This window comes from Serratia plymuthica NBRC 102599, from assembly GCF_001590925.1.
Taxonomy (GTDB): domain Bacteria; phylum Pseudomonadota; class Gammaproteobacteria; order Enterobacterales; family Enterobacteriaceae; genus Serratia; species Serratia plymuthica.
This window is the reverse complement of the sequence record NZ_BCTU01000007.1, coordinates 37196-48966: the sequence shown is the minus strand read 5'-3', so window position 1 is coordinate 48966 and position 11771 is coordinate 37196. Positions and strand designations below refer to the sequence as shown.

Annotated in this window: 14 protein-coding genes; 6 read left to right on the top strand and 8 right to left on the bottom strand. The window is 54.3% G+C overall.

The window, feature by feature from the left end; all coding sequences use genetic code 11:
• Window positions 1–125: 125 nt before the first annotated feature.
• Complete coding sequence (locus SPL01S_RS04945) at window positions 126–1022, top strand: PhzF family phenazine biosynthesis protein (protein ID WP_063197944.1); 897 nt, start codon at window positions 126–128, stop codon at window positions 1020–1022.
• A 341-nt stretch (window positions 1023–1363) separates the two neighbouring features.
• Here the strand turns inward: SPL01S_RS04945 and SPL01S_RS04940 are convergent, their stop codons facing one another.
• The 3 genes from SPL01S_RS04940 to SPL01S_RS04930 form a co-directional block, all read right to left on the bottom strand.
• Window positions 1364–1687 (bottom strand): CcdB family protein, encoded by a 324-nt coding sequence (locus SPL01S_RS04940; protein WP_063197941.1) that lies wholly within the window; start codon window positions 1685–1687, stop codon window positions 1364–1366.
• Window positions 1687–1935, bottom strand: a complete 249-nt coding sequence (locus tag SPL01S_RS04935; protein WP_081113140.1) for a type II toxin-antitoxin system CcdA family antitoxin — start codon at window positions 1933–1935, stop codon at window positions 1687–1689. Before SPL01S_RS04935 ends, SPL01S_RS04940 begins: the two co-directional genes overlap by 1 nt.
• Before the next feature lie 117 nt (window positions 1936–2052).
• Window positions 2053–2274 (bottom strand): helix-turn-helix domain-containing protein, encoded by a 222-nt coding sequence (locus SPL01S_RS04930; RefSeq protein ID WP_111738557.1) that lies wholly within the window; start codon window positions 2272–2274, stop codon window positions 2053–2055.
• 80 nt (window positions 2275–2354) lie between these two features.
• On the opposite strand from SPL01S_RS04930, the gene SPL01S_RS04925 reads away from it, so the two are divergent.
• Entirely contained in the window at window positions 2355–3899 is a 1545-nt protein-coding gene (locus tag SPL01S_RS04925) for a glycosyltransferase family 39 protein (RefSeq protein ID WP_063197933.1), read from the top strand.
• A gap of 71 nt (window positions 3900–3970) precedes the next feature.
• Here the strand turns inward: SPL01S_RS04925 and SPL01S_RS04920 are convergent, their stop codons facing one another.
• Both SPL01S_RS04920 and SPL01S_RS04915 read right to left on the bottom strand, forming a co-directional pair.
• The gene (locus SPL01S_RS04920) at window positions 3971–4276 is read right to left on the bottom strand and encodes a YnfU family zinc-binding protein (protein ID WP_063197930.1); all 306 of its coding nucleotides are present in this window, start codon (window positions 4274–4276) and stop codon (window positions 3971–3973) included.
• 168 nt (window positions 4277–4444) lie between these two features.
• The gene (locus SPL01S_RS04915; RefSeq protein ID WP_063197928.1) at window positions 4445–5509 is read right to left on the bottom strand and encodes an aldo/keto reductase; all 1065 of its coding nucleotides are present in this window, start codon (window positions 5507–5509) and stop codon (window positions 4445–4447) included.
• 97 nt (window positions 5510–5606) lie between these two features.
• Between SPL01S_RS04915 and SPL01S_RS04910 the strand changes: the two genes are divergently transcribed.
• The 3 genes from SPL01S_RS04910 to SPL01S_RS04900 all read left to right on the top strand — a co-directional run bounded on the left by SPL01S_RS04910 (window position 5607) and on the right by SPL01S_RS04900 (window position 9280).
• Entirely contained in the window at window positions 5607–6518 is a 912-nt protein-coding gene (locus SPL01S_RS04910; protein WP_063197925.1) for a LysR family transcriptional regulator, read from the top strand.
• A gap of 130 nt (window positions 6519–6648) precedes the next feature.
• The gene (locus SPL01S_RS04905; protein WP_004949530.1) at window positions 6649–7200 is read left to right on the top strand and encodes a flavodoxin family protein; all 552 of its coding nucleotides are present in this window, start codon (window positions 6649–6651) and stop codon (window positions 7198–7200) included.
• A 631-nt stretch (window positions 7201–7831) separates the two neighbouring features.
• Complete coding sequence (locus tag SPL01S_RS04900; RefSeq protein WP_037433888.1) at window positions 7832–9280, top strand: GGDEF domain-containing protein; 1449 nt, start codon at window positions 7832–7834, stop codon at window positions 9278–9280.
• Window positions 9281–9285: 5 nt separating this feature from the next.
• On the opposite strand, the gene SPL01S_RS25445 is transcribed toward SPL01S_RS04900, so the two are convergent.
• Both SPL01S_RS25445 and SPL01S_RS04895 read right to left on the bottom strand, forming a co-directional pair.
• On the bottom strand, window positions 9286–9447 hold the full coding sequence (locus SPL01S_RS25445) for a YnfU family zinc-binding protein (RefSeq protein WP_006324059.1): 162 nt from the start codon (window positions 9445–9447) through the stop codon (window positions 9286–9288).
• A gap of 172 nt (window positions 9448–9619) precedes the next feature.
• Window positions 9620–10099 carry a cold-shock protein gene (locus SPL01S_RS04895; RefSeq protein WP_063198236.1) on the bottom strand — a complete coding sequence of 160 codons (480 nt, stop codon included), beginning with the start codon at window positions 10097–10099 and terminating at the stop codon, window positions 9620–9622.
• Window positions 10100–10388: 289 nt separating this feature from the next.
• Here SPL01S_RS04895 and SPL01S_RS04890 point away from each other — a divergent pair, with 289 nt between their 5' ends.
• Entirely contained in the window at window positions 10389–10901 is a 513-nt protein-coding gene (locus SPL01S_RS04890) for a VOC family protein (RefSeq protein WP_006324061.1), read from the top strand.
• A gap of 34 nt (window positions 10902–10935) precedes the next feature.
• On the opposite strand, the gene SPL01S_RS04885 is transcribed toward SPL01S_RS04890, so the two are convergent.
• Window positions 10936–11763, bottom strand: a complete 828-nt coding sequence (locus tag SPL01S_RS04885; RefSeq protein WP_006324062.1) for an amino acid ABC transporter ATP-binding protein — start codon at window positions 11761–11763, stop codon at window positions 10936–10938.
• Window positions 11764–11771 lie beyond the last annotated feature (8 nt).

The window sequence follows — 11771 nt, the reverse complement described above, 5'->3', positions numbered from 1 at the left end:
CACCGATGGCCTTTTCGTGGAGTTCGACAATAGGGTGAGAAGTGTAGAGCATCCAATAGCTGTAGATTGATGTCATTGATTTAATAGAGCTATCATCAAGCCTTATATATAACGGACTATGGCAAATGCTCAGAAGAGATAATGTGATACCACGCGCCTACAAACAGGTGGATGTATTTACCACCTCGCCATTGCAGGGGAATCCTTTGGCGGTGATCCTGGAGGCGGAAGGGTTGAATGAAATGCAGATGCTTTCATTAGCTCGCTGGACCAACCTTTCGGAAACGACGTTTGTCTTCAAACCGACTAATCCCGTTGCAGATTATCAGGTGCGCATTTTTACCCCTGAAAAAGAGTTGCCCTTTGCCGGACATCCGACGTTGGGTACGGCCCATGCATTATTGGAGGCGGGGCTGGTGACCAAACAGCCGGGGGTTGTTATGCAAGAATGCGGGGTTGGTCTGATTGCAGTCAATATCCTGCCTGACGGAACACTGGCGTTTGCCGCACCTGAAGTAACGTTTCGAACGCTGGCCGTTGAGGAAAGGGAATGGCTAACGGCCGCATTTCAGCCTGCGGTTATTGAATCAGATGCGATGCCGGTGATTGCCGATATGGGCATTCGCTGGCTGATGGTACGCATGCCAAACGCTCAATCCTGTCTGGCGATGACGCCGGATCAGGCCATGATTAAAAAGCTGCAGATGGCTTGTCATGTTGATGGCGTGGTGATTTATGGTGCCCATTCATCTGGTGGTCCCGCTGATTACGAGATGCGAGCGTTTCTGGTTGAATGGGATAAGCTGGTTGAAGATCCCGTGACCGGCAGTGCTAATGCGTGTCTGGCCCGTTGGTTGAAGGCCAATCACTTCCCCGACGGTGGCTGGACGGCACAAGGGTATCAGGTTCGACAAGGTACTCAACTGCATCGAGAAGGCCGGGTTAGCGTTCGTTTTATTCACGATGAGCCATGGATTGGTGGACAGAGTTGCACGCTGATTAATGGCTGGCTGCGCATTTAGGTGTGGCAATAATTCACTGATTACCAGACGTTGTGATCGAGGCTGGGACAGTGCCCGTCCCGGCCTTAATGCCAGAGTGTTTTATTTCATAGAGTATAATCTAACCATGTTGCCCGGTACCTTTATTGAAAAATGCATATTCAACTAAATCATAAAAACCATATTGGTTTGTTTTTATAAGCCACGTTTTATTATGCGATGAAATTAGGGAGCGAGATTAAAAAGATTTATAGCAGGTGAGGATGATTTTCTTGTAGAGGAAGGGTTGGTTTTTGTCATTCAGAACCAGGCGATTACCTGTTTCGGTGTATCGTCGTTGCTGGAGAAATTTATAAGTGGGATCAAGTATTTGTAATGATAGCATCAAGGGCTGAGATAATATCACTTCTGGATGAGGCAAGATTACATACAAAATCTGTCTGGTTGATTTTTTTTGCATCCAAAAAAGTTATTGCTGGTGTAAATATATGATAAATTTTATTATCAATTGTGATCTGAGGAGTGATTCTTTTCTGGTTAAGGTTAATGTCGTTTTTCCAGACCAGAGGGACAATAATTCTTGTTGTTAAATCATCAAAATAATCATTCTGGATAATAAGGTAAAGTGGCCAAAGCTTGTTTGTTTTGGCCGAAGGATTTCGATAAACATCAAATTGTTGCGGCATTACAGGCTCCCGAAAAATTCATCATCCGTAAGCATCCCCGCTTTAGCCATGAATGCGTTCATAGCCTGCATATCTTCTTTTTCTTTCTCCCTCTCATGCTTTTTAGCTTCTATCGCTTGTGCCAAAAGTATGTCCAGCGTTGCAGAGAGATTCATGTCCAGACTACGGGCTTTCTCGACCAGCGCAGTAGTCAGGTAAACGTTGGTGCTTCTTTTGGTGCCCCGTCGTGAAGAGGTGACAGTAGTCATGGTATTTGCTCCTATGCACAGAGGTATGCGCATGAGTATGAGGAATGATGGAAAAACAATCAAGCCTCCATTGTGCCGAGGCTTCGCTTAGCCGCGCGGGGCAAACCCCGCACATCTTCAGAGCCGGATCTTCGCCTTCCTGTCCAGCAGCAACCCGGCGTCATCATTATATTGGCTAGGCCAGATCTCGGCGAGATGGACGCCGACGGCTTCGGCAATCATCCATTCACCTTTGTGCCAGGGCCGCACAAGGGCGTTTGCCAGCGTTGAAGAACTCAGCCCTGCCGCCCGCGAGAGCGCCGCCAGGTTAAAGCGGCGTTGGCTTATTTTGGTGATGATTGAGCTGCCATTTACCTGAGCTCGGTAATGATGAGCGCCACGTCTCCACACTGTGTGGAACAACCCGGCGGAATGCGGTTATGTCTCTGCAACAGATCTCTACTAAACCCCTGGCCGGCAAGGCGCTAAAAGGTTTTGGCTACCGGCATTACGTCTATCTGATCCTGATGTTTGCCGCCGGGATCCGGTTTATTTCTTTAACCGGCAGATACCTTTGGTGTGACGAGGCCTCCAGCGTGCTGACCAGCCGTTATGACGTCTCGGCGCTGCTGTACCATGCTTCTTTTGACGTCCATCCTCCACTTTATTATCTGCTGCTGCGTGGCTGGATGCTGCTGTTCGGCGATAGCATTTTGGCTGTCCGTTCTCTCAGCCTGCTGTTTGGCGTTATTACGGTCGCGCTGGCCATAAAGCTGACGCGCAAGGTCGCCAATGAACGGGCGGCACTGCTGGCCGGCAGCCTGATGGCGATGATGCCGATGGCGGTGCGTTACAGCCAGGAGGCGCGTATGTATGCGCTGATGGGCATGTTGACGATCGCCGCTACCCTGGCGCTGGTGATGTGGTTAAAGGCGCCCGCTAACCGTCGTTATTTGGCGGTTTATGCGTTATTGATGGCGTTGAGTTTTTACACGCATTACTTCACCATTTTTGCCTTAATGACGCACTGGATAGTGCTGTTGGCGCTGTCCTGCCGGCGTGACGAACCCCAATGTTATCTCAAGCAACCGGCATGGTGGCTGGCCAATCTGGCTATAGGGTTGGCCTATATCCCCTGGCTGCTGGTGTTGGTGAACTTGCTGGATCATATTGCGGAGCTGAAAGTGGGCGGGGATGTCGGCTGGATCCCCCAGGTGGTGTGGAGCGATCTTCCTGCCATGTATTGGCGGTTATTCACCGGGAATGATGGCAGAGGTTATCCCGCGATCATTTTTTGGCTGTTACCGGTGTGCTTCACCGGGTTGTCATGCCTGTGGCTGATGGGGCGGGGAGGGGAAAGAAAATACCTTTTGTTGTTGCTTTGCAGCGTATTTATCCCTGTTACTCTGCTGTTTATTATTTCGTTCCGCACGCCGTTGTTCGTCGACCGTTATTTATTTTTCTCCTCATTAGGCATTCCGATCATCCTGGCCCTGTTAATTACTGAAAACGAAAAAAAGGCGCACAGGTTTTTATTGTTGCTGCTGGTTAGCCTGTTGTTTGGCAGCGGGTTGCGCAATGATTATCCGCCGGAGAAAGATGAGTTTAAGGAGATGGTGCGCTATATCAACCGTGGCTATCAACCTGATGATGCCGTTGTCGTCAGCAATATGTTCAATTATCTGAGTTATGTTTATTACAACGAGAAAGGGCATCGCGCGTTGCTGTATACGCCGGTCAAGCCCAACGGTAATTCTGGAAAACCCAATGCTTATGGTTTTGGCACTTTTTTCCACGATCGGGCGGCGCAGACCTATGTCGATAATCTCAACGCTCTGGTGGGGGCCCATCGTCGGGTGTGGTTGGTCAGCGGCGGCGATTTTAATCAGGATTTTGGGCGGTTGCCGCCGGGATGGGCCAACACCAGCACCTTTAAAAGCGGCGGGTTCGAATCGCGGCTGTTTATCGTTAAATCAGGCAGGTGAAAGCCGAGGGCAGCGGCGGACTTTTGATAACCGCCAACGACACCACTCCGCGGGTGCATTGACGGGAAAAATTACTTTTCTTCTCCAGGGCGGAAATAGTGCCCGCATTTAGGGCAGATCATGGTGATATTTTTGCGCATCTTGCTGCTGCTTTGCTCGGAGGCGTAAGCGCATTTTGGGCAAGTCACTTTCACGGATGTGGCGCTGAACATCTTAAGGGCATCAAAGATAGACATATCTTTCACCGGGTAGATGTAGGGGTTATCAGTATACCACCCGGTGCTCTTAATAGCCCTGAATCGATTATTTATTAATCGGTTGTGTGAGGTGGGTAAGGCGCCATGCCCATCCCTGAGCGCCGGCGCCACGGTCAACATGTCACATTTCCATCCGGCGTTACATCTGCCGGAGCAACCTTACGCAGGAATGACAGTTCTATACATTGGGATTGGTAAGGTAGTCCTACCCGATGATGTTGTGTGTTAGTCCCTGTAGTGTATTACCCCATCCCTGTTAAGTTTATCCCGCCTCGTGCGGGATTTTTTTTATCTGCGTCCGACGATATTCAGGCCGCCGAACATGATGTTGCGGGTGGTCGACAGCGTCAGAAAATCATGTGGGAAGCCCAATTCAATCGCGCTGAGCGAATCCAGCCGTTGCCAGCGATCTTCCGCCAACCTGACCTCCAGCGCACCGAGGTTGTCATCCAGTTGCGTCAGCGTGCGTGCGCCGATAATCGGCGCGCTCACCGCCGGATTGCGCAGCGTCCAGGCCAACGCCACTTGAGCGGGCGTGTAACCGGCTTCGCGGGCGATATCGCTCACGGCATCGGCAATGTCGAGGTTGTGGGCGGTCAGCGTTCCCTTGGTGCGCACGACCTCGCGTCGGGTACCTGTTTCATCCCCCTCCGGTTGCAGATCCTGCCGCCGGTATTTGCCGCTCAGCACACCGCCCGCAAGCGGCGACCAGGGGATCACGCCCAGCCCCAGCTCTTGCGCCATCGGGATCAATTCGCGCTCCACCGTGCGTTCCAGCAGGCTGTATTCGATTTGCAGGCCGATAAGAGGCGACCAGCCACGCAAATCCGCCAGCATCTGCATTCTGGCTGCCTGCCAGGCCGGGAGATCCGATACCGCCAGGTACAGCACCTTGCCGGCGCGCACCAAATCGTCCATCGCGCGCATGATTTCTTCCACCGGGGTGGTGTAGTCCCAGGCGTGCAGATAGAGCAGGTCTATATAGTCGGTATTCAGGCGCCGCAGGCTATCCTCCACCGATCGCACCATGCTTTTGCGGTGATTGCCGCCGGAGTTCGGGTTATCGGGTTGCATCGGCAAGGTGTATTTGGTGGCGATCACCAGACGATCGCGGCGGCCGGTGGCGAATTCGCCGACAAAGCGTTCGGCGCTGCCTTCGGTATAGCGGTTGGCGGTATCGATAAAGTTGCCGCCGTGGTCGACATAGGCGTCGAACAGGCGGCGGGCCTCGGCCTGTTCCGCTCCCCAACCCCAGTTGGCGCCGAAGGTCATGGTGCCAAGCGCCAGCGGCGAGACGCGCAGGCCGGAGCGGCCCAGCAGGCGGTAACTGTCCAGCGATAAGGATGTGTTCATGGGCGTTCTCCTGTTGATGTTGATTTCAAGATAGACCCGGCGGGCTGTTCACGGAATACGCTATAATCTTCATGAATTATTAATCAATGGAGGCATAATGAGAGGAAGTGAATTTGCAGAGTTGCGCGCTTTTGCCGCCATTGTTGAACACGGCAGCTTCGCCCGCGCCGCCGTGCACCTGGGCATGACCGCTTCAGCGCTGAGTCAGACGCTGCGCAATCTGGAAAGCCGCCTGGGGTTGCGGCTGCTGAACCGCACCACCCGCAGCGTGGCGCCCACCGACGCCGGGGCGCAGATGTTGGCGCGCCTGTTGCCGGCTATCGCCGAAATCGATGCGGCGGTGGAGCAGGCGGTCAACCAACGCCAGCAGCCCACCGGGCGTTTGCGGCTCAATGTTACGCGGATCGCCGCCATGCATTTTCTGGCGCCGTTGATCGCGCCGTTTCACCGGCAGTACCCGGATATCCTCCTCGATCTCAACGTGGAAGACCGGCTGGTGGACATTGTTGCCGGCGGTTTCGATGCCGGCGTGCGTCTGTACGAGAAGCTGGAAAAGGACATGGTGGCGATCAAGCTTGGTGGAGACCTTCGGATGCGGGTAGTCGCTTCCCCGGCGTATCTGGCTCGTCATGGCCAACCGCAGGCGCCGCACGAGCTGCGCCAACACCTTTGCCTGAATTTTCGCTGGCCAACCAATGGCAATCTTTACCGCTGGGAATTCGAGCGCGACGGGGAAAAGTTGGATATCGCGGTGGAAGGGCCGGTGATCGTTGACGAACCGGAGATCCTGGTGCGGGCGGCGCTGGACAGCGTGGGCATCGCTTACCTGTTTGAGCATCAGGTGGCCGCCGCGCTGGCCGACGGCCGGCTGGTGCCGCTGTTGGATGTCTGGACGCCGCCTTTTCCCGGTTTTTACCTTTACTACCCCGCCAACCGACAAATGCCGCGCCCGCTTCGCGCATTTATTGATTTCGCCCGGCAGCAGGACGTGCAGGCGGCTGGGGCGTGAATGCCACCCGGTTTTTTTGAATAACTCCGTCAGATAAATTGGGTATTCACCTTGAGGCCGCTTGAGTAGATTGGATCAGCGTATTTACGGGTGCCGCCGGCACCTCGATGCAACTACCTGGGAGTTCCTTATGGCGAAGACAGTGGTGATTTTTCATTCCGGCTACGGCCACACCGAGCGTTTGGCGAACATTGTTGCCGAAGGCGCAGAAGCTGAGCTGATCGCTATCGATCAAGACGGCAATATCAGCGAAGAAGCCTGGCAGAAACTGGATGAGGCCGACGCCATCATCTTTGGTTCGCCGACCTACATGGGCGGCCCGTCGTGGCAGTTCAAGAAATTTGCCGACGCCAGCTCAAAAGCCTGGTTCACTCGCAAATGGCAAGACAAGGTGTTCGGCGGTTTCACCAACAGCGCCAGCCTGAACGGCGACAAGCAGGTCACGCTGATCGCCCTGCAAACGCTGGCTTCACAGCACGGCGGCCTGTGGGTCAGCCTGGGGCTGCCACCGGCCAACAGCAAAGCGGCGCAGCGTACCGATGTGAACAATCTGGGCGGATCTGTCGGCCTGCTGGTACAGACACCTGCCGATGCCGGCGTAGATGAAATGCTGTCGGGGGATTTGGAAACCGCCAAATTGTATGGTCAGCGCGTCGCGAGCATTGCCGCCAAACTGGCGTGATCCCATTCCCCATCGCGTTCGGTGGGGATATCGCGCCGTTCATTTTTTCTGCACATTTGGCGTGTAAACTGAGAAATGTTATTAGCCTGCTTGGGCTAACACTGCATTTCGTACAAATATTCCCGGTTCCTAGACCGGGTTTTTTGTTGCTAAGGTCCGCTTAAGCTTCCGGCTACATAGTGAATAGCGGCACAGGCAGACAATGGCTGTGCCGTAACTGTCAATTTGCTGCTCTTCAAGCGAGCCCGCTCTGCGGGTTTTTTTTTATGTTTCCGGTTCTAATTGCGCTTCCGGGTGACTTGCTGGAAAATAATCGCAGGCACAATAGGGTAAACGATAAATACCCATTTTATAATTGTGGTTTTGTGCTAATGCGGATCAATGGCGGCTTAGGCTATGCTGGTAGATATCGCTGAACATTTTTCTTCGGTTTTGCGTGAATGCGTTCACTCCAGGTTACGGCGACGAGCTGTGGAGTTAAGAACGTTCTGCTAAATAAAAATGAATGTCTCTTTGTTTTTGAATCATCTGTATTTACTGGTTGAGAACGGGTTTTTTGTCCTCCTTATCATGCCGGGCGAGGGAATATGCAGATAATTGCTCTGGTTATTATGAATTTATGGGTAAGGTGATGAACGCCAGAATAAACGCCAAACATGGCTTGCCCGTTACCCTCCAGCTGATCACTCTTTTTCTGCTGGCGTTTTTGCTTTCCTTGTTGGGTATATTTACTCGTCCGATCGGATCCCTTTCCCTGTTTTGGCCGGTGAATGCGATTTTACTCGGCCTGCTATTGCGCAAACCCGCCTATGCCACGCCGCTGGGCTGGCTAACCACCTACCTTGGCATGATTGCCGCCGATTTGACGACCGGCGAAGCGCTACCTTTGGTCATGTGGTTGAATGCCTGTAATATGTCGCTGATTGCCACCGGCTATGGCGTGATGCTGCTGTTGCCGCAGTCGCAGCGCAGAATGGGCAAGCCTCAGGCGATACTTTATATGTTTACCGCCAGCCTGAGTGGTGCGGCGGTGGCGTCAACCCTGTCGATACTGCGCAATGACAGCCTGTACAATAATACGGTGATCACCGCCTGGCTGGCGTGGTTCAGTGAACAGTTCTCCACCAACCTGTTGCTGTTGCCGGTGTTCCTGGCGGCGCCGCGGCTGAAGCAGTTGTTGCGTATGCAGATCAACTGGCCGCTGCGTGCCGGCATGCCGCTGCTGGCGCTGCTGTTTTCCCTGATATTCAGCGTGTACATCGGTGGCCCGGGGGCGATTGCCTTCCCGATCCCGGCGCTGCTGTGGTGTGCGGTCCGCTACCAGCTGTTCACCGTGACCTTGCTGACGCTGTTGACCGGTATGACCGAAATCAGCAGCATCTCCGCCAACCTGATGCTGTATGAAACGCCGAACAACCACAACGCGTTCCTCGATACCCTGATGTCGGCCCGGTTGGGGATTGCCATGCTGGTCATGGGGCCGCTGATCCTCGCCAGTTCGATAGCCGTTAACCGTAAGCTGATGCGCCGGCTGGAGCACAGCGCCAATCACGATTTCCTGACCGGGGTGCTGGCGCGCAGTGCGCTGACGCGAAAGGCCGGTGAACTGCTGGAGCACAAATATAAGTCGAAAGAGGCGGTATCGCTGCTGCTGATTGATATCGATCATTTTAAACTCATTAACGACACTCACGGGCACGAAGTCGGCGATCAGGCACTGGCTACCTTCGCTCATATTGTCCGGCGCGAACTGCGCCACGATCAGCTGTTTGGTCGCTTGGGCGGGGAAGATTTTGCGATTATGCTGCCGCGCGCGCTGGCGGCGCAGGGGGTGGCATTGGCGGAGCATTTACGGCAACTGGTGCAAAAAACCGACCTGTATCCCGGAGGCAAAGCGCCGCTGAAAGTGACCATCAGCGTGGGCGTCGCCAGCCTGGCGATGAACGAGGTGAAATCGCTGGCACAGCTGATGAATATGGCGGACATCGCGCTTTATCGCGCCAAGTCGCAGGGGCGCAATCGCGTGGAGTCGTTTAACGCGGTGAGTGGCAACAGCGTTGGGCACATAGTGTTCAAATAAGCGTTTCAGTTCTGCCTGGGTTCAAACCGGGTACCGCAGTTCGGGCAGATAAGCAGAACGTTTTGCCGTAGCGTCGCGCATTTTTGGCTGGTGACGTAGGCGCATTTGGGGCAGGCGATGTTGGTGGAACGATTGATAAAGCCTTTAACGCTGCTGGAATCAGTCATATAGCACGGCCTGTGTCAGGTGAAAACCCACGCTAACACAGGTGATATAAAATTGCTTCGAATGTTTTTTATACGCACCGCCATTAGTAGGGCGCGAATATATTCGTCCCGACGGAGGCGGGCGAAGCAGATAGCGCCCCGACAAGGGGCAGGGATAGGCGTTGGGCGGTGATTACAGGCTTTTCAGCACTTTCAGCGTTTCATCCATGTCGATCTCCTGCTCGGAGAAGGTATGGGTCGCGTTCTGGAACGTGGTGATGGTCAGCATGCGCAGCGTCTGCATGGTTTGCGGCGCGTCTTCGGGCTGCGGGCGGATGCGGTTCATCAGCAGGCCCACCGACAGCACGGTATTTTCTTTGTCCACGTCCGCTTTCACCGGCACTTCTTTGGTGAAAGTGTTGAAAGATTTGATGCTGGTGATCTTGATTCTTTCGTTGGCGATGATGATGTATTTGCTCGCCGCCTGCACCTTGACCGCATACGCCGAAGGGCCTTTGGTGTTGTTGGTCGGTTCGAAGGTCACCGCCGCGTTTTTCTTAATCAGCTCCGGGTTTTGCACTTTAATCACGTGAAAATAACGATTTTCCCCGTTCTCATCGGTAATAAAGCCGAAGCCTTTGTCTTCAAAAAAAGTCGTTATTTTGCCGTTCATCATCATTCTCGTTAATTCGTTCAATACAATATTTATCCCCTATGAATTTCAAGTTGCGGCTGGGCGGCCAGCTCGCTCACGCCAGGCGCTTACTTAAGTAAGTCACTGGGGGCGCGAGTGCAGACCACAAGGCTGCGGCTTGAAAGGCGACGGGGATATGATAGCGCGGAATGCCTTGCAGTGACAGGTTACGCGCACCGGTTTTGATAATGCGATAACGGCATTTAGCGGGGTTCCGGACACATGCTATTTTCAAGCTGACTTTATTCAATGCGGAAAGGGAAAATCGATGGGAATTAAACGGCTTAACCACGCGGTGCTGTATGTCAGCGATGTGCAGCAAAGTGCGGAGTTTTATCATCAGGTGCTGGGGTTCAAGCTAAAACCTTCGGGCAGCCCCGACAAAGCGGTGTTTACCCAGGCGGCCGATTCGGATAACGATCACGATCTGGCGCTGTTCAGCAAAAATCTCGGACAACAGCGCGCCGGGGTATTTCGCGCCAACGGCGAACCGCCGGCGGAAAACGAACCACCGGCCGGGCTGTACCATCTGGCCTGGGAAGTCGATAGCCTGGATGAGCTCGAACGCATTCGCGATCAATTGGCGCAGCGCGGCATTCTCGGGCTGGAGGAGGATCACGGCGTGCACAAAAGCATCTATGGCCACGATCCGGACGGGCTCTTGTTTGAAGTGACCTGGTTTATCCCGCCGGCGCTGCTGACCGAGCAGGATCGCAATCAGCGCGGCATCAAGCCGCTGGATTTCGCCGCCGAAAAACGCCGCTTCGCTGCTGAGGCTTAAGATTATCGGGCGGGGCGCGGTTGCGCCCCGTGAGTCACAGAACTTTGTTGAGGAAGTTAATGGTGCGCTGGTGCTGCGGATGGTTCAGCACCTGCCGGGCGTTGCCCTGTTCGACGACCTGGCCGTCGACCATAAACACAATCTGGTCCGCCGCTTCACGCGCAAAGCCAATCTCATGGGTGACCACCACCAGCGTCACGCCCAAGTCCGCCAGCCCTTTGATCACGTCCAGCACTTCGCCGACCAGCTCCGGATCGAGCGCCGAGGTGGGTTCGTCAAACAAAATGACCTTCGGGTTCAACGCCAGCGCACGCGCAATGGCAATGCGTTGCTGCTGGCCGCCGGACAGGTGGCGCGGATAAGCGTCGGCCTTGTGGCGCAGGCCGACGGTATCCAGCAACTGATAAGCGACTTCTTTTGCCTGAGCGCGCGAATAAATCTTATGCACCACCGGCGCTTCAATGATGTTCTCCAGCACCGTCAGATGCGGGAACAGGTTAAAGTTTTGGAACACGTAGCCGACGTTGATACGCTGCTTGAGAATGGCGTTCTCTTTCAGTTCATACAGTTTGTCGCCTTTACGCCGGTAGCCGACGTAGTCGCCGTCGATGCGGATAAAGCCTTCATCGACGCGCTCCAGGTGGTTGATGGCGCGCAGCAGGGTGGATTTGCCCGAGCCGGACGGCCCGAGGATCACCGTGACCGTGCCCGGCCGCAGCGTCAGGCTGACGTCGTCGAGCGCCTTGTGCTTGCCGAAAAATTTGCTCACGTTGCTGATTTCAATCAGGCCGCGCGCCGGTACCGGAACGATGTTGCGCACCGGCGCTTCGCGCAGGGCATAGTAATCAATAGCTTCGGACATAAATCCTC